This is a genomic window from Erwinia sp. S38 (assembly GCF_016624545.1).
GTDB lineage: Bacteria > Pseudomonadota > Gammaproteobacteria > Enterobacterales > Enterobacteriaceae > Erwinia > Erwinia coffeiphila.
Window position 1 is genome coordinate 88,351 of record NZ_JACVTS010000019.1, and the last position, 17,310, is coordinate 105,660.

Annotated in this window: 15 protein-coding genes; 4 read left to right on the plus strand and 11 right to left on the minus strand. The window is 54.4% G+C overall.

From position 1 onward, the window contains the following. Positions 1-60: 60 nt before the first annotated feature. From recC to IBT46_RS19840, 5 genes are all read right to left on the minus strand, one after another. On the minus strand, positions 61-3,429 hold the full coding sequence (recC, locus tag IBT46_RS19820) for an exodeoxyribonuclease V subunit gamma (RefSeq protein WP_200547061.1): 3,369 nt from the start codon (positions 3,427-3,429) through the stop codon (positions 61-63). 91 nt (positions 3,430-3,520) lie between these two features. Beyond that, positions 3,521-3,838: a prepilin-type N-terminal cleavage/methylation domain-containing protein gene (locus IBT46_RS19825; protein WP_200547081.1), complete on the minus strand. Its 318-nt coding sequence runs from the start codon at positions 3,836-3,838 to the stop codon at positions 3,521-3,523. Beyond that, complete coding sequence (locus IBT46_RS19830; protein WP_200547062.1) at positions 3,822-4,244, minus strand: DUF2509 family protein; 423 nt, start codon at positions 4,242-4,244, stop codon at positions 3,822-3,824. The genes IBT46_RS19825 and IBT46_RS19830 overlap by 17 nt, the downstream gene beginning before the upstream one ends. Continuing rightward, positions 4,244-4,792 (minus strand): prepilin peptidase-dependent protein, encoded by a 549-nt coding sequence (locus IBT46_RS19835; RefSeq protein ID WP_200547063.1) that lies wholly within the window; start codon positions 4,790-4,792, stop codon positions 4,244-4,246. Before IBT46_RS19835 ends, IBT46_RS19830 begins: the two co-directional genes overlap by 1 nt. Beyond that, complete coding sequence (locus IBT46_RS19840) at positions 4,783-5,250, minus strand: prepilin peptidase-dependent protein (protein ID WP_200547064.1); 468 nt, start codon at positions 5,248-5,250, stop codon at positions 4,783-4,785. Before IBT46_RS19840 ends, IBT46_RS19835 begins: the two co-directional genes overlap by 10 nt. Positions 5,251-5,521: 271 nt before the next feature. On the opposite strand from IBT46_RS19840, the gene ddpX reads away from it, so the two are divergent. After that, on the plus strand, positions 5,522-6,091 hold the full coding sequence (gene ddpX, locus IBT46_RS19845) for a D-alanyl-D-alanine dipeptidase (protein ID WP_200547065.1): 570 nt from the start codon (positions 5,522-5,524) through the stop codon (positions 6,089-6,091). A 38-nt stretch (positions 6,092-6,129) separates the two neighbouring features. Here ddpX and thyA read toward each other — a convergent pair whose 3' ends face one another. The 4 genes from thyA to rppH all read right to left on the minus strand — a co-directional run bounded on the left by thyA (position 6,130) and on the right by rppH (position 10,743). Then, positions 6,130-6,924 carry a thymidylate synthase gene (gene thyA, locus IBT46_RS19850; RefSeq protein ID WP_105593898.1) on the minus strand — a complete coding sequence of 265 codons (795 nt, stop codon included), beginning with the start codon at positions 6,922-6,924 and terminating at the stop codon, positions 6,130-6,132. Continuing rightward, complete coding sequence (lgt, locus tag IBT46_RS19855) at positions 6,921-7,799, minus strand: prolipoprotein diacylglyceryl transferase (RefSeq protein ID WP_200547066.1); 879 nt, start codon at positions 7,797-7,799, stop codon at positions 6,921-6,923. Before lgt ends, thyA begins: the two co-directional genes overlap by 4 nt. 157 nt (positions 7,800-7,956) lie before the next feature. Beyond that, on the minus strand, positions 7,957-10,203 hold the full coding sequence (gene ptsP, locus IBT46_RS19860; protein WP_200547067.1) for a phosphoenolpyruvate--protein phosphotransferase: 2,247 nt from the start codon (positions 10,201-10,203) through the stop codon (positions 7,957-7,959). Between the two features lie 12 nt (positions 10,204-10,215). Next, positions 10,216-10,743, minus strand: coding sequence for an RNA pyrophosphohydrolase (rppH, locus tag IBT46_RS19865; protein ID WP_200547068.1), 528 nt, complete (start codon positions 10,741-10,743; stop codon positions 10,216-10,218). 684 nt (positions 10,744-11,427) lie between these two features. On the opposite strand from rppH, the gene mutH reads away from it, so the two are divergent. From mutH to IBT46_RS19880, 3 genes are all read left to right on the plus strand, one after another. Next, positions 11,428-12,114: a DNA mismatch repair endonuclease MutH gene (gene mutH, locus IBT46_RS19870; protein WP_200547069.1), complete on the plus strand. Its 687-nt coding sequence runs from the start codon at positions 11,428-11,430 to the stop codon at positions 12,112-12,114. 145 nt (positions 12,115-12,259) lie between these two features. Further along, positions 12,260-12,475, plus strand: coding sequence for a YgdI/YgdR family lipoprotein (locus IBT46_RS19875; protein WP_200547070.1), 216 nt, complete (start codon positions 12,260-12,262; stop codon positions 12,473-12,475). Between the two features lie 220 nt (positions 12,476-12,695). Continuing rightward, on the plus strand, positions 12,696-13,736 hold the full coding sequence (locus tag IBT46_RS19880) for an NADP(H)-dependent aldo-keto reductase (protein ID WP_105593892.1): 1,041 nt from the start codon (positions 12,696-12,698) through the stop codon (positions 13,734-13,736). A 108-nt stretch (positions 13,737-13,844) separates the two neighbouring features. Here IBT46_RS19880 and lplT read toward each other — a convergent pair whose 3' ends face one another. Together lplT and aas are read right to left on the minus strand one after the other, a co-directional pair. After that, positions 13,845-15,059 carry a lysophospholipid transporter LplT gene (lplT, locus tag IBT46_RS19885; protein WP_200547071.1) on the minus strand — a complete coding sequence of 405 codons (1,215 nt, stop codon included), beginning with the start codon at positions 15,057-15,059 and terminating at the stop codon, positions 13,845-13,847. Beyond that, a complete protein-coding gene (aas, locus tag IBT46_RS19890; RefSeq protein WP_200547072.1) occupies positions 15,052-17,208 on the minus strand; it encodes a bifunctional acyl-ACP--phospholipid O-acyltransferase/long-chain-fatty-acid--ACP ligase in 2,157 nt (718 codons plus the stop codon). Before aas ends, lplT begins: the two co-directional genes overlap by 8 nt. Positions 17,209-17,310: the final 102 nt, after the last annotated feature.

Consider the following 17,310-nt stretch of genomic DNA (forward strand, 5'->3'; position numbering starts at 1 on the left):
CCTGATTGTCCGTAAAACTTCCCCTATCTTCCTTGGGGAATGTGGGTACATCACCAAATACTATACAGAATGGTGCGCCTGAAGCAGCGGTAAAAGCCAGCGTTCGGCATTCTCGCTCATTGCCAGCAGGTACGTTTCATCCAGCGTACGGATCACCCGTTGCAGATAGGGATCGCTGCCTTCGCCCTCAATCTGATAATTTCCCTGCCAGCGCGCCAGTAGCTTGTTACGCGCTTTTTTCTGAGCAGCTTCATCTCGCAGCAGCTCACCCGATGATTCATCGTAACTTTCCTCCAGCCAGGCGGCACCGGATTCAGTCAGCAGCAGCGGTGAGCACATGCCCTCGCGGTAGCCCGCAACGTAACGTGCCAGCTGATGCAGGGCGTCATCCGCCGTAATCGCCGGGAATCGCCATTCGCTATCGTTACGACCCAGCATCAGGCTGGTGCCATTGCCGCCCGTCGCGCAGTAAACCAGATGCTCCAGCCACAGGGTCAGGCCATCCTTAAAGTTAAGATTGCCCGGCCGCCAGCGTAACAGCCCACTGTCCTGCACTTGAGCAAGCCATCCGGTAAGCAAAACACCGTCAACCAGCAGCGAGATTTCCCGGCTTTCCGCCGCCGCACGCTGCTCGCGCACGCGGCTGGCCAGCACGTTCATTTCCTGCTCCTGCTCTTGCCAAACCAGTTCACCGAATGCGCCGTAGGGTAAAGCCCCTGAAGCACGTTGCCGGGCGTAAAGGCGAGAACTTTCTTCCCTCTCTATCAGGCTGTTAAGCAACTGCGCATTCATCTGATAACGCGTCAGGCCATCCAGTGCAAAAGGCTCGGCGTCTGGCAATTCCATCTCTTCCAGTCTGAAGCTGACGCCAAGCCGCATGCTGAAAAATGCCCTGACCGGATGCCGCCAGAAGCGCACCAGCCGTTCAAAGCTTAGTGAATCAAGCTTTTCTGCTGCTAAAGGCTGCATAAACGGCGGATGAGCAATACCCGATGCTTTAGCAGCAGGTAACCACTCGTCAGCAAAACTTCTGAACTCAGAAGTTGCACTGAAGTTTTCGGCCGCAAAGGGCATTCTGCTGTGCAGATGATGCAGATGGCGCGCCACGTTTTTTGCACTGCGGTCAACATCCAGCGAGCGGTCTTCGGGCAAGCAGAAGCTCTGGCAGATGTACTCCACTAATTCACTGACCAGTACAGAGGGATATCGTTCCGTATTATCCTGAATTGAACGGGCGATATAGCTGATATACAGCTGCTGCTGCGCTGAATTTAGCGCTTCCAGGAACAGATAGCGGTCATCATCGCGGCGGCTGCGATCGCCTTTTTGCAACTGCTTACTCATTAAATCAAAGCCGAGCGGTGGCAGCGTTCGTGGATAAATGCCGTCGTTCATACCCAGCAGGCACACCACCTTGAAGGGAATGGAACGCATCGGCATCAGGGTACAGAAGTTCACCGGCCCCGCGAGGAAACGCTGGCTGATACGCTGCTGATCGAGCCGGGAGACCAGTTCATCGCGCAGTACGGTTAGCGGTACAGCCTGCTGATAACCTGCCTCAACACCATAGCCAATCACCTGCTTCCACTGATCTTCAATCAGCGTTAGCGCCGCTTCCGTTTCCGCATCGCAGATAAAAAAATCATCTAATAGCTGGCGACAGAGCGGCAGCCAGTGTGCCAAATCGCTGGTTTCATCCAGCCAGCGCCGCCAGCGATGCAGCTGCATCAGTAACTCGGCCAGATTCCCAGCCAGTTCCGCGATCAAACCACTGGACTCATCATAAGGCAGGACCCCCTGCCACTCCCCGGCATCACTGTTCATCGCATAGCCCAGCAGCATTCGCGTCAGGCCGAAGTGCCAGGTATGCTGACCGGTAGCAGGCAGGTCCAGCTCGCGGACGTTGTCATCATCCAGACCCCAGCGAATACCGGATTCAGCAACCCAGTGGCGCAGCAGGCGTAGCCCCTCTTCATCAATTGCAAAACGCCCCGCCACCGCAGGAACTTCAAGCAGGGCCAGAACATCTTCAGCGGTGAAGCGGCTGTCAGGCAGGCTCAGTAGCGAAATAAACGCCTGAAGCGCGGGGTGCGCCTGACTGGCGCGACGATCGGAAATGGCAAACGGCAGCGCACGCTCCGGTGGCGCATTACCAAATACCGCCTGAATAAAGGGCGTATAGGCGTCGATATCAGCCACCATGACGATGATATCGCGCGGGGTCAGCGCCGGATCGTCAGCCATCATTGCCAGCAGCCGATCCTGCAGAACTTCGACCTCGCGCTGCGGGCTGTGGCACTGATGGATCACAATTGAACGATCTTCCGGTGCAAGCAGGCGTTTGGCTTCACTGTTTTCCCATTCGCTTTTTTTCAACCCGATAACCGCGTTGTCTTCCAGCTCCAGCAAATCCCGCTTCAGGGTTTGCAGCAGGTTTACCGGCTCAAGATCGACAAAGGCGAAGACCTCATTAGGTTCAATCTGCGCCAGCAGGTAGAGATTATCGCGCCCCAGCTTGCCCCATGAAGCCAACAGAGGATTACTCAGCTGCTGCTCACCTGCATCGTTGAACAAAGACGATGCGCTGTCAGCATCACGGAACTGGGAGATCTCATGATTATCCTGATAATGCCTGCGGTTGCGGTTTTGCAGCCTGGCCAGAAACGCGTAATCCTGAATATCTCCCCAGTAATGACGGCAGGGATTGGTAAACAGCAGATGAATATCGATATGTTTACCCAGCGCGCTAAGTGCCTGTAAATAAACCGGCGGCAGTGCCGAAATCCCACAAATAAACACCCGATCCGGCAGATTTTCCGGGCGAGTTGAGCTGTTTTCCAGCCGGTGAATAAAACGCTGATAAAGGTTGGCACGGTGCCATTCAGGTTGCCCAAGCTGATGGGTATATTCAACCAGTGCCGCCCACAGCGGAGCCTGCCAGACCTGTGCCTCGCCAAGCCCCTCGGTCAGTTCGCCTTTTTCCCATCCGTTAAGCCACTGCGGACGATACACCAGATACTGGTCAAACAGGTCGGCGACTCTGGATGCCAGCTGGAACAGCTTGCGTTTATCGTCGTCATCGCTGAGGTAATTACGCAGCGTTGCGAAAGCCTCTCCCGGCAGCATCTCAGGGAGGATCGCCATCAGTTTCCAGCTCATACCGGACTTGCTAAAAGCGCTCTCACGTGGAATATCCGGTAACACGCGAACAAACATGTCCCAGATAAAGCTGGCGGGTAGCGGAAATTCAATATTAGCCGCAATACCAAAATCTTCGGCCAGCGACATTTGCAGCCACTGTGCCATTCCCGGGCTTTGTACCAGCACCACTTCCGGGTTCAGCGGATTGGGCAAGGGCTGATTTTTTATCTGCCATGATGCCAGTGTCTTAAGCAGATCCAGCTGATTGGAGTGGTAAACAGTGAACATAACCGACAGATTCTCAACGTAAGAGGGTTTAATTTCCTGAAGGGTACTCTACCCGCACAGGACGAACATTGGAAATGTAGCGCTGCTGCAGTCAATTATCCATCGCCGGGCAGCGCAACTGAACCAGTTCGGCTCGGCGCCCCGAAGGGCTTACCGTTTTAGCGATTAACAACGGGCATCCTTCCGGGCCATCCTTCTGCTGCACCTGTGCCTGCCAGCCCTCCAGCGGATTACCCTGCAACAGTTGCCGGGCGTTACGCCATGCGCTGCGCTGCTGCCACTGCTGTTGGAACCCCTCTGCCAGCACCAGCTGATAGCGCATCAGAGCCATGATGCTAAGGCTAAACAGCAGCAGGGCAAACAGTGTTTCAACCAGGCTAAATCCCCGTTGATTACGACGAGGGATCATCACACAGGCTCCTGTCGGGCAATGGGCAATAATCCAGCCAGCCCTGAGGGACCGCGCTAACTTTCCCACCGGTAAGGCTGCTAACCCAGCGATACAGAGACAACGTTCCACTGCCGCTGTCACCGCGCAACAGCATTCCGGAGGCGTGGCTTAGCAGGCAGGCGCGCCAGGTATACTGCGGTTGCAGCTGGCAGTACCAACCTACTTCAGCGCCAAGCCACGTCAGACGCTCTCCCCACGCCAGCGCAGATACCGCATCGGTGTACTCAAGGATATAGTGCCGTTCATCAGTGACCAGGCTGAGATTATCACTCAGCTGCTGGCGTGTAGCGTGCAGCAATGCGGTGCCCATAAGCAGAATGATAATCACCATCAGCAGTGCGCCGTTTCCCTGTTGTCGGTGCATTATAAATTCTCCGCCACCAGCCAGTGCTCAATATGCTGGACCAGAGCAGGCCAGACGCTGGAACTCCCCTTCAACATGAATCGGACCTGCTGCCGATTGCGAACCACCCTGAACTCCTCAATGGCGATGACACCGGGATCGTTCAGCTTCTCCCAGCCGCCACCTTCACAGCGATCAACCCCGCGCTGCATTTCCAGATTTTTCGATCTTAAGCGAAAGCCATAGTAATCGCTGTCTTCTCGCCCGGTACTCTCCCATTGCCCGTTGCTGTTTTCATCCCAGCGCACCAGCAGGCAGCGGCCTCCGTTCTGAATCTGCATCGCAGCCCCGCTACAGCGACCGTGGCAGTAGCCCGCGCGCCGGGCGGCTTTTTCCAGCGTCTGCATAATCTGCTGCAGCTCTTCATTGAGCTGAACCTGTATCTGCAGGCGCAAATTATGCTGCTGCAATAGCGGTAACGTTCGCGCAGCGCCGAGCATTATGACGCTTCCGATCGCCATCGCCAGCAGCGTCTCAAGTAAGGTAAATCCCCCCGTATTCATCGGCATCCTTCCTCTGATACTGAGCAAATGCGCACCCTGCCACGCGAAGAGACAATGATTCGCCGTTCACCGGCATCGCTGGCAATAGTGATATTGCCAGGGCGGGCGGTATTCTTCACACCATAGAACCCGATTTCCGCGGTCATCGAGCGTATGCTGACTTCCGGCCACGGAGCCAATAGTGTAAAGCGGGCCTGCGGGGAACAGACATCAGGAACACTTCCGCCTCCCAGACACCAGTATCTGCCCGGTTTAAGCCAGATGACCCTGTCGGCGTTATGCCACCAGGCATCGCTGCGCAGGCGCAGAAGCAGCCGCTGGATCTGCTGCGCACTGTCATTAAGCTGACGTAGCTGCTGCCATCGCTGCCAGCCCTGCCATGACCCCAGGCTCAGTACAGCGATGAGCGCGATTACCATCATCAGTTCCAGCAATGTGAATCCCGCTGATTGCGTTATTTTCATCAGCCGAGTGTTGGCTTTTCTCCGCCGCGCCACCAGCAGTACCTTGTGGGTTTGCGCGTTATCTTCCAGGCTAAATACGTCTTCTCACCGGCTTTCATTACCGCTGCGTGGCGCTACGCATTTTTACCAACAAGTCTGATACCATCGCCGGATTTGCCTGGCACCAATGGTGAGAAAGGCTAAGATGCCTGAGCGGGTAAACGGTGTCAGAGCCGAAAAAACCCTGAGTAAAGTCAGCGTGCCAGATTCGAGCAGAACCAAGAGAGAGAAAATGGATGAGATTCAAATGATCGATATTGCCACCTCGCTGCCGCAGGTGAAGATCGATTTAAAATACGCCACAGCGGATAACATTACCGGCCAGCCGATTTACTGCGAATACCGTTGCCTGTTGCACCCGGATGCTGCAGCGGCGCTGGCTCGCAGTGCGCATCTCGCCGCTCTTGCAGGCTTTACCCTACTGGTCTACGACGCATACCGCCCGCAGAAAGCGCAAATGAATCTGTGGCTGGCCTGCCCTAATCCTGACTACGTTATCCCCGTCACTCAGGGCTCGAATCACTCCCGCGGAACGGCTGTTGACGTCACGCTGATAGATGAACAGGGAGCGATTGTGGATATGGGCAGTGGTTTTGACGAAATGCACGAATGTTCACATCCCTGGCATCCTTCGATCCCGACGCTGACATTACGTAACCGGCTGATGCTGAGTGCGATTATGCTTGAAGGAGGCTTCAAGGGGATTACGACAGAATGGTGGCACTTTGAGCTGCCTGGAGCGGCAGATTATCCGCTGCTGACGGATATTTTTGACTGTTACCCACCGCAATCCGCGGCGTAATGCTATCCCCGGCATTATGCATGCCGGGGATAGCATTTTTACACGGCTACCGGCGCTTTAATCGCCGGATGCGGGTCGTAACCGACGATTTCGAAATCATCGAAACGATAGTCGAAAATAGAGGCCGGTTTACGTTTAATCACCAGCTGCGGTAGCGCGCGCGGTTCACGGCTCAGCTGCAGGCGAGTCTGTTCCAGGTGATTGCTGTACAGGTGGGTATCCCCCCCGGTCCAGACGAAATCACCCACTTCCAGATCGCACTGCTGTGCCATCATATGCACCAGCAGAGCATAACTGGCGATATTAAACGGCAGCCCGAGGAAGATATCGCACGAGCGCTGATAGAGCTGGCAGGAAAGCTTGCCGTCCGCGACGTAAAACTGGAAGAAAGCGTGACACGGTGCCAGCGCCATCTCGTCCAGTTCACCCACGTTCCACGCGGAAACGATGATACGGCGAGAATCGGGATCGTTTTTAAGCTGCTCAACAACCTTGCTCAGCTGGTCGATCTGGCGACCATCCGGTGCACCCCAGCTGCGCCACTGTTTGCCGTAGACCGGGCCGAGGTCGCCGTTTTCATCCGCCCACTCGTCCCAGATCGAGACGTTATTTTCCTTCAGATAAGCGATATTGGTGTCGCCATTGAGGAACCACAGCAGTTCATGAATGATGGATCGCAGATGGCACTTCTTGGTGGTAACCAGCGGAAAACCATCCTGCAAATTGAAACGCATCTGATGACCGAAGACCGACAGCGTACCCGTTCCGGTACGATCGTTTTTCGGTGTGCCCTGCTCAAGGACATGCTGCATTAATTCCAGATACTGTTTCATTTTTCCTCACGAAGTTGCTGCTGCGGGCGACGACGATACGCCCAGATCATCATAATCACGCCGGCCAGAATCATCGGCACGGAGAGGATTTGCCCCATGCTGATGCCGCTGAACAGACCAAGCTGCTGATCGGGCTGACGGAAGAACTCAATAATAATACGGAAGGCGCCATAACCAATCAGGAACAGGCCTGAGACGGCTCCCATCGGGCGCGATTTGCGGATAAACACATTCAGAATGATAAACAGCACGATCCCTTCCAGAATCAGCTCATAAAGCTGTGAAGGGTGACGCGGCAGTACACCGTAGGTCGCCAGCAGAGACTGCCATTCCGGATGAGTGGAAACCAGTGCGATATCTTCGCTGCGTGAACCCGGGAACAGCATCGCCCACGGCAGATTTGGGTCAACGCGCCCCCACAGTTCTCCGTTGATAAAATTACCGAGGCGACCAGCGCCCAGGCCAAACGGGATCAGCGGCGCGATAAAGTCCGAAACCTGGAAGAAAGTACGCTTGGTGCGGCGGGCGAAGATCAGCATCACGACGATCACACCAATCAGGCCGCCGTGGAATGACATCCCCCCATCCCATACCTTAAACAGATACAGCGGATTATCGAGGAACAGCGGCAGATTGTAGAAAAATACATAGCCGATACGGCCGCCGAGGAACACACCCAGGAAACCCGCATAAAGCAGATTTTCAACTTCCTCTTTTTTCCAGCCGCTTCCAGGTTTATTAGCCCGGCGAACGGCCAGCCACATAGCGAAAACAAAACCAACCAGATACATCAGCCCGTACCAGTGAAGAGACACAGGGCCGATAGAGAAGATCACCGGATCAAATTGGGGGAAAGCCAGATAGCCGTTATTCATCTTTCACCATTTTTAAATTCTGTCCTGACGGGCAGGCGACGGAATATGTAGACGCGTGCGCACATGGCGCTGCTGCTTAAGGCTGCGCATGATAGCATAATGCGAATTATTCCGGTCCGGCGTAACTGTAAACTTTGTTAAGCACCGGATCGGATGACTATTTCCCGCCCCGGATCAAACCGCCCAGCCCTCTGCGCTCCATAAAAGCCGCAATCAGTTGACGGACTTCACTGGTGTGCGGCGCTTCCAGACCACGCTGCGCAAGTTCCCGGGCTTCTGACTGGTCGATATGGCGAAGTAAATACTTTACGCGCGCCACATTACGGCCGTTCATGCTGAGATGGTAGTAACCCATGCCGATCAGCATAACCACACACATCGGATCGCCCGCCATTTCGCCACACAGGCATAGCTCTACCCCTGCACGGCTGGCTTCCTGTCCAATACCGTGCAATGCACGAAGCACGGCCGGATGCAGGCTATCGTAAAGGCTGGCAACCCGGGTGTTGTTACGATCCACGGCCAGTAGATACTGGGTCAAATCGTTGGTGCCAACGGAGACAAAATCTACGCGACCCCGCAGATGGCTCAGCATAAAGATCATCGACGGAACTTCGATCATCACCCCGAGGCGCGGGCGCGGAATTGCATAGCCCAGCATTTCTTCCACCTCGCGCCCCGCCCTGTCAAGCAGGCGCCGTGCCTCGTCGATCTCCTCAAGGCTGGTGATCATTGGCAGCAGGATGCTCAGGTTTCCGCTGGCAACGTTGGCCCGCAGCATTGCGCGCAGCTGAACAAGAAAGATCTCGGGCTGATCGAGTGTCAGGCGAATGCCCCGCCATCCCAACGAGGGGTTTTCTTCACTAATCGGCATATAGGGCAACTGCTTGTCGGCACCGATATCCAGCGTGCGCAATGTGACCGGCTTGTCCAGAAACAGCTGCAGCATTCCCTGATACTGTGCAACCTGCTCTTCTTCCGAGGGAAAACCGTTCTGTAACATAAACGGAATCTCGGTACGATAGAGGCCCACGCCATCGACCCGGCTACCGATCGGATGCTCATGTTCAGCACTCAAACCCGCGTTAAGCATGACTTTCACCGGTTCACCGCTTTTAAGCGCTCCCGGCTGCTCAACCAGGCCTTCTGCGAGCTGGCTTAATTCATTTTCTTCGCTGATCAGCCGCTGATATTCCTGCACCAGCACCGGTTCGGGATCGACCAGCAGTTCACCGCGATAACCATCGACGATGAGCAAGCGCCCCTTCATCAGGTCGGGCTGAATATCGGCTCCCATCACCGTTGGGATACCCATAGCGCGAACCATGATCGCCGCATGAGAGTTAGCGGCACCATCGCGTACGACAACCCCCGCCAGCCTTTCACGCGGCAGCTCTGCCAGAGTGGTAGCCGTCAGTTCGTCGGCCACCAGCACAAAGCGCTCAGGCCAGGTATTGGTGCCCTGAATCGTATCATCGAGGTGAAACAGCAGGCGCTGACCGAGCACACGTAAATCACCCGCCCGCTCCCGCAGGTAGCTGTCCTGCAGGCTGGCAAACTGCGCGGCAAATTTCTCAATAACCTTTTTTACTGCCCACTCAGCCACCGAACCGGCATCAATTTCCGCCAGCAGATCTTTTTTCAATCGCGCATCGCTGAGCAGGTGCGAATAGAGGTCGAAAATGGCCGCGCTTTCTTTATGCATGCTGGCGGTGAAACGCTTGCTGTAGCGACGAAATTCGTTCGATGCTTCAGCCATCGCCAGCGCCAGACGCTCACGCTCACGCACAGAATCCAGCGTTGAGGCGGCAGAAACATTCTCCAGTGAGGGCTGTGAGGAATCAACCCAGCCTTCGGCTATCGCTACGCCAGGTGAGGCCGCCAGCGCTTTGATTCGCGTCTGCCTGTACTGCCCAAAGAGAACATTAAGCTGCGACTGAGAAAGGATCGCCGCCATCTGAGTGGCAAGGGTAACCAGAAACGACTCTTCGCTCTCATCGAACTGCCGATGTTCGCGTTGCTGAACCACCAGAACGCCCTGCAGCTGGCGTCTGCTGATAATCGGTACGCCAAGAAACGAGCGAAAACGCTCTTCTTTCACGGAGGGGATAAATTTAAAACTGGGGTGCTTTTGCGCATCGGCGAGGTTAATGGGTTCAGCAAGGCGACCAACCAGCCCAACGATGCCTTCATCAAATGCAAGGGCGACAGTACGCCCACGCGGCTTTTTCAGCCCACGCGTTGCCATCAGGTAGTAACAGCGGCGTTCATGATCGGCCAGATAAACCGAGCAAACCTCGATATCCATGGCCAGACAAATCTCATTAACCAGAATATCCAGCGCCTCGGTAAGCCGGGGCGCTGCCGCCACTTTCTCAACTATTTCGCGTAGTTGTGTGAGCATAATCTACGTGGCTTAACCTCTCTTCCTTCGAAAGCCTGGCGTATTTCTCTGCGCGGTATTCTCCTGCAGGGGCATAACCACACCAGCAAACTCTTTCATTACGCGGCGGTAAACATCGCGTTTAAAAGAGACCACCTGGCGTACCGGATACCAGAAGCTGACCCAGCGCCAGCCGTCAAACTCTGGCGTGCTGCTGGTTTGCATATTGATATCCGCTTCATTGCACAACAGCTGCAGAAGAAACCACTTCTGTTTTTGGCCGATACAAACCGGCTTTGTGTCCCAACGCACCAAACGTTTTGGCAATTTATATCGTAACCAGTTACGGGTGGATGCCAGGATGCGAACATCCTTACGGCTCAAACCGACTTCCTCGAAAAGTTCGCGGTACATCGCCTGTTCCGCCGTCTCGCCAGGATTAATCCCTCCCTGAGGAAACTGCCAGGAGTGCTGGCCATAGCGCCTTGCCCACACAACCTGTCCCTGCCTGTTACAAATTACGATACCAACATTCGGGCGGTAGCCATCATCATCGATCACCGGACTACCTCAAACTAAAACTGGATGTTCTGATTGTTTCACACTCCTTACAGGCGGTAAACCACTGGTTTAAGCCTGCAAGTCCGCATTGAACTTGGATAACTACTACCAGTGGACAGAGTTATAAACAGAAACAGGGGCAAAAAGGCGATCTTATTCACGTTTTCTGTGGATAGCTTTGTGCAGAACTCAGTTAACAGGTGGGGAAAACTTTATTCAACGTTTGGAGACACCTCGCAAAAAAAAGAAATAACCCCAGGTTAATCATAAGGTTTAACGTCATTTTTACGTTAAATCAGGTGCTGTCATGCTGCTGTCACAGACGGACTTCCGGCAACTGGCGAAAGATCGAGCACTTGATGATTTATCCACAGAATATGGTGATTAGTTGGACATGAAAGGGGCTAAAGTTGCCAAAACCCCCTGCGTCAAGGCTGTAAATCGAAACAGTATTATTTTTAAATGTGAGTTATCCCATTTTTCTGTGGATAACTATGTAGAAGATCCTGTTCACTGTCGGTGATAAGACGGGTAAAACTTGTCTGAGCAGTGTAAATCCCCTGCAATGGGGGGAATAAAAAACATGATTTATCATGCTATTATTATGCTTACCCCCAGAATTAGCGTTAAGCCGTGTAACGCTGGAACTGAGAGTTCGTTTTTTAAACAGATCTGGATATCACAATGACAGGCGCTCCTTTCCTCGTTCCTCCCCCCCGTGATGAAACCGAACTGCTGGACAGAGCTAACGCACTTGCCGGTTATACCCTCGGTGAACTTGCCCGGCGTATAAGTTTACCGATTCCCCGAGACCTTAAACGGGATAAGGGTTGGGTGGGGATGCTGCTGGAACGTTACCTCGGTGCCAGCGCAGGCAGTAAGCCGGAACAGGATTTTGCCGAAATTGGCGTGGAGCTGAAGACGATCCCCGTAGATGCCACCGGGCGCCCGCTTGAAACGACCTTCGTTTGCGTCGCACCGTTGACCGGTAATAGCGGCGTCACCTGGCAGAACAGTCACGTGCGGCATAAGCTCGGGCGCGTGCTGTGGATACCGGTAGAGGGTGAACGAGCTATCCCACTGGCAGAGCGGCATGTTGGCGCTCCGCTGCTGTGGAGCCCAAATGACGAAGAGGAACATCAGCTGCAGCGCGACTGGGAGGAGCTGATGGATATGATTGTGCTGGGTCAGGTTGAACAGATTACCGCTCGCCACGGCGAGGTTTTACAAATTCGTCCCAAGGCAGCTAACAGTAAGGCTCTGACCGAAGGTATTGGCCGCCATGGGCAACCCATTATGACTCTGCCGCGCGGCTTTTATCTGAAAAAAACCTTTACGGCAGCGCTGCTAGCACGCCATTTTTTACTGTAGTTTTCCTGCTGATTTGCGGAAGATTATACGAATGTCAATAATATGCGCCTGATTGAGTCCATTTTCAGACTGATGAAATTATCACTACAGGGAAAATAGTTTATTACTACACTCATCAAAGTAATAAATATCAAGGGAGACAAGTATGAAGTGGATGTTAGGTATTGCGGCGCTGAGTGTATCAATGCTGATAAGCGGCTGCAGTAGTGACTACGTGATGGCGACCAAAGACGGTAAAATGATTATGACCGACGGTAAGCCAAGTATTGATAAAGAAACTGGACTGGTGAAATACGTTGATGAATCCGGCCATGAAATACAGATTAACGGTGATGAAATCTCTTCAATCGTTGAGCGCTAAACCCTGCTTTGCCATCTGACGCTGATATTTCAGATGGCAAACGATATGCTTTCCTCTCTCTGATGGGTAATCCCTCTTTCACCTCCCGCGTCTGGCGGTTATAGTCGAAAACCGGGTTCTGGTTCTGTAAGCACAGACACTGCAATCTATTGCCAGTATCCCCTGTTGCGGACGCAGCTGATGTCCCTGACCTTTTAATAATGAAAAAAGGAAGTCTGCTATGCATTATCACCGTATCCCCCACAGCACACTTGAAGTCAGCTCTCTTGGACTGGGTACTATGACGTTTGGGGAACAAAACAGCGAAGCCGACGCGCATGCCCAGCTTGATTTGGCGCTTAGCCGCGGCATTAATCTGATTGACACAGCGGAGATGTATCCGGTGCCGCCGCGCCCGGAAACACAGGGTTTAACTGAGAAATATATCGGCAGCTGGCTGAAAGCGCGCGGCTGCCGCGACAAAATCGTACTGGCTTCTAAAGTGGCGGGTCCGGTACGCGGTGCCGATGCCTCTATCCGACCTAATCAGGCATTGGATCGCAAAAATATTCGTGAAGCGCTGGATGCCAGCCTGAAAAGGCTGAATACGGACTATATCGATTTATACCAGCTGCACTGGCCTCAGCGTCAGACCAACTACTTCGGCAAGCTGAATTATCAATACACCGATAACACCGCGCCGGTGACGCTGCTGGAAACACTGGAAGCACTGACCGAACAGGTGCGCGCAGGAAAGATTCGTTACATCGGGGTTTCAAACGAAACGCCATGGGGCGTGATGCGCTATTTGCAGCTGGCCGAAAAACATGAACTACCGCGAATCGTCAGCATCCAGAACCCTTACAGCCTGTTAAATCGCAGCTTCGAGCTGGGACTGGCAGAAATCAGCCAGCATGAGGGCGTAGAACTGCTTGCCTACTCCAGCCTGGCGTTTGGTACGCTGAGTGGAAAATATCTTAACGGTGCGAAGCCTGCAGGCGCGCGTAATACGCTGTTCAGCCGCTTTACACGCTACAGCGGCGAACAGGCTCAGTTAGCAATTAGCGAATATGTTGCACTGGCGCAGCGCCACGGACTCGATCCTTCTCAAATGGCGCTGGCATTTGTACGTCAGCAACCGTTTGTTGCCAGCACGCTGCTGGGAGCCACAACGCTGGAACAGCTTACTGTGAATATCGACAGCTACGATCTGACTCTGGATGCCGAAATTATTGACGAGCTGGAAGCAATCCACCGCCGTTATACTTACCCTGCCCCCTGACGGATCTGCACAAATGTTTGCGGGGCCATCGGGCCCCGCAACAGCACATCAGCACATCAGCACATCAGCACATCAGCACATCAGCACATCAGCATCATAAGACACGGACTATGAGGCAACAGCTTTACGCTTCTGCGCCAGCTGCCAACCCCAGAGAACGGCAATAGCCAGGGCAAACAGTGCACCAAACCCGACGCCGGTTGCAACCGGCGGCGCGCCCAGCTTAATCGCCAGAGAATACAGCCCCAGCATCACCAGCATCGCCGTATTTTCACCCAGGTTCTGTACCGCAATCGCGTTACCGGCACCCACCGTCTGCTTACCGCGCATTTGCAGCAATGCATTCAGCGGTACCACAAAGAAACCGCCCAGTATCCCGATAATCGCCAACAGCACGTAGGCGTTCAGCGCCGTATGCTGCAACGAGAAAGCCACCACCGCAACACCGATTAACACGCCGGCAGGCATACAGCGCCCGACGGTTTTCAGCGTCACCAGTTTTGCCGCCGCTGCGGCACCAAACACAATGCCGACGGCAACCATCGCATTGAGCATCGTTGGGGTTTTATTGTCGGCAATGCCCAGCGCCACCGGCACCCACAGTACCAGCAGAAAGCGCAGCGTAACGCCGGCCCCCCAGAAAAGGCTGGTGCCCACCAGCGAGAAGCGGGTTTCGCCGTCGCGCCACAGCACGCGACAGGCGCGGAAGAAACTGGCGGACATCGCGGCAGGTCGCCAGGATTGGCCACTGCGAGCTGCTGCCAGTTTGGGGATCATCAAATTAGCAACGACCGCCAGCGCATAAGCAACAACACACGCCAGCAGCGCACTGGTCAGGTTGAGGTCAGCAAGATATCCCCCCGCCACGGAGCCGAGCAGAATCGCGGCTATCGTTGAGGACTCCATCAGGCCGTTGGCTTTGACCAGCGTTTCACCATCAGTCAGCTCGCCGAGAATCCCGTATTTGGCCGGGGAATAGGCGGCCGCACCAATACCAACCAGACCATAACCTAAGAAAGGGTCCAGCCCAACGCAGATAGTCAGTGCGCCAAGCAGCTTGAGGCCGTTGGCAAACATCATCACCCGGCCCTTCGCAAAACTGTCGGCCACCTGGCCCACAAACGGAGCCAGAACGATATAGGTGGCAACGAACACCATCTGCAGAATCGGCTGGCTCCAGTCGGGGTACACCAGCTGCTTCAGTACCGCCAGAGTGGCGAACAGCAGGGCATTATCCCCAAAAGCGGAGAGGAACTGGGCGGCAATCACCGCCATCATTCCCTTCGACAATAATGGTTTTGATCCGGCAGTCGGACTATTCATGAGTCTCCTCTGGCCGCTCGGCCATTTCGCGCAGGGTAACAAAATCCGGCTTGCCGCTGCCGAGCATCGGGAGCTGTTTCAACACCCGAATATCCCGTGGGATCGCCAGTTCAGGGCTACCCAGTTCACGTGCTGCGCGCTGTAAACGTTCGCGGGTCAGCTCACTGTCGGTGGTAAACAACACCAGAGCTTCGCCACGATTGCCGTCCGGCTTAATTGTCGCCGCGTGCTGTTTTTCATCAGACGCCTTCAGCGCAATCAGCTCTACGCTCTCCAGCGAAACCATCTCGCCGGCGATCTTCGCAAAACGCTTCACGCGCCCCTGAATCTGGCAGAAGCCGGCATCGTCAAAGCTTACGATGTCGCCCGTATCGTACCAGCCGCTCTCCATCCGTCCTTCACCGTTATCGGCCTCAGGCGCTTCAAGAACGCCGGGACGCTCGACGCGCAGATAGCCTTTCATGATATTCGGTCCACAAAGCTGTAGCAGTCCGCCTTCTTCAATACCGGGCACGGAAATCAGCCGTGAATCCATACCCGGCAGGATACGACCAACGGTATGCGATCGGGCTGCCATCGGCACGTTTATGGCCACCACTGGTGCGCATTCGGTCACACCATAGCCTTCCAGAATGCGGATGCCGAACTTCTCAAACCAGGCATCACGCGTGCTCTGCTGTAGTTTTTCCGCTCCGGCCACCACGTAACGCAGACGGGCAAAATCATACGGCTGAGCGAAACGGGCATAGTTACCAAGGAACGTCGAGGTACCGAACAGCACGGTACAGTTACGATCGTAGACCAGCTCGGGCACAATGCGATAGTGCAGCGGGCTGGGATAGAGGAAGACCTCAGCGCCGGTCATCAGTGGCGTAAACAGCCCCACGGTCAGACCAAAAGCGTGGAACAGCGGCAGCGCTGACATAAAGCGATCGCGCGGAGTGAAATCGGCGACCGTGCGGATCTGTTCCACGTTAGCCAGCAGGCTTTTATGGGAGTGAACAACGCCTTTAGGGTGCCCCTCTGACCCTGAAGTAAACAGCACCATCGCGGCATCTTCAGGCTGCTGTTTCACTTCTGCCAGTGACGGCACCAGCAAGCGGCTGAGTATCCACAGTTTGTCCCGGGTAGTAACGGTATCTTTCAAATCTTCCAGAAAAATCCACTTAACGTCGGGGATTCCCTCCGGCAGATGCCACAACTTGCCTTTATCGAGAAACTGGCGCGAGGTAAACACGGTTTTTACCTGGGCCGCCGTCAACGCGCTGGTCAGCCCTTTGACTCCGGCGGTGTAGTTAAGCATTGCAGGAATACGCCCACGCAGCGTTGCTCCGAGGATCGCTGCTGCCGTAACCGTTGCGTTTGGCAACAGCAGGCCGACATATTCACCCTGCTGCGTATAACGCTGCAGAATACGGCCAACGCCCAGTGATTTTTTCAGCAGGCCGGTGTAGCTATCGGGCGTAAAGTTAACGTCCTCAATACAGGGCTTGAAGTAGCCATAGCGCACACGTGCTGCAAGAAAGGCCTGATAAATCGTCTGACGAGGACGCACCGCCATGCGTGCTTCCATCATAATATGGTGCAGATGCTCTCCTGCCAGCCTGCGACGATCGCGGGCACGAGGGGCTTCCGGCATCGGAATGGTCGTAGCGGGTAATACGGTAAGAGAGATTTTTGGAAACAGGCGGCGTTTGAAAACGCCAGCAAGGCGGCCAAAAAGCGTGTATTCAGCACCTTCAATACGTATCGGAACCACCGTTGCCTGTGATTTCGCCGCAACAAAACCCGCTCCGTCGTAGATTTTCATCAGTGAGCCGGTAACGGTAATTCGCCCTTCTGGGAAAATCACCACCGGCCGGCCCTGGGCAATCAGTTTCACCAGGTGCTTAATCGACATCGGCTTCGTCGGATCAAGCGGCACAAAGTCAATAAAACGGCTCAGCCAGCGCATGTACCACTGCTCACTGATCGAGGTGTAAACGGCAAACACCGGTTTCACTGGCAGGAAAACGGCTAACAGCATGCCATCAAGGAATGACATATGGTTTGGGGTGATTAACACCTTCTGCTTGTACAAACCCGAAAGATCGCCCGTTAGTTGGGCCCGAAAAATCAACCGGAAGAGTAACTTAAGGAAAGAGATCACGTTGCCAGCTCCGTAGCAGGTTGCAAGTTGAGTGTAACAATGCAAGATATACTAGCGTAACTCAACTTTTTAAACGTAAAATTAAGGTGTTAGCTGACAGAG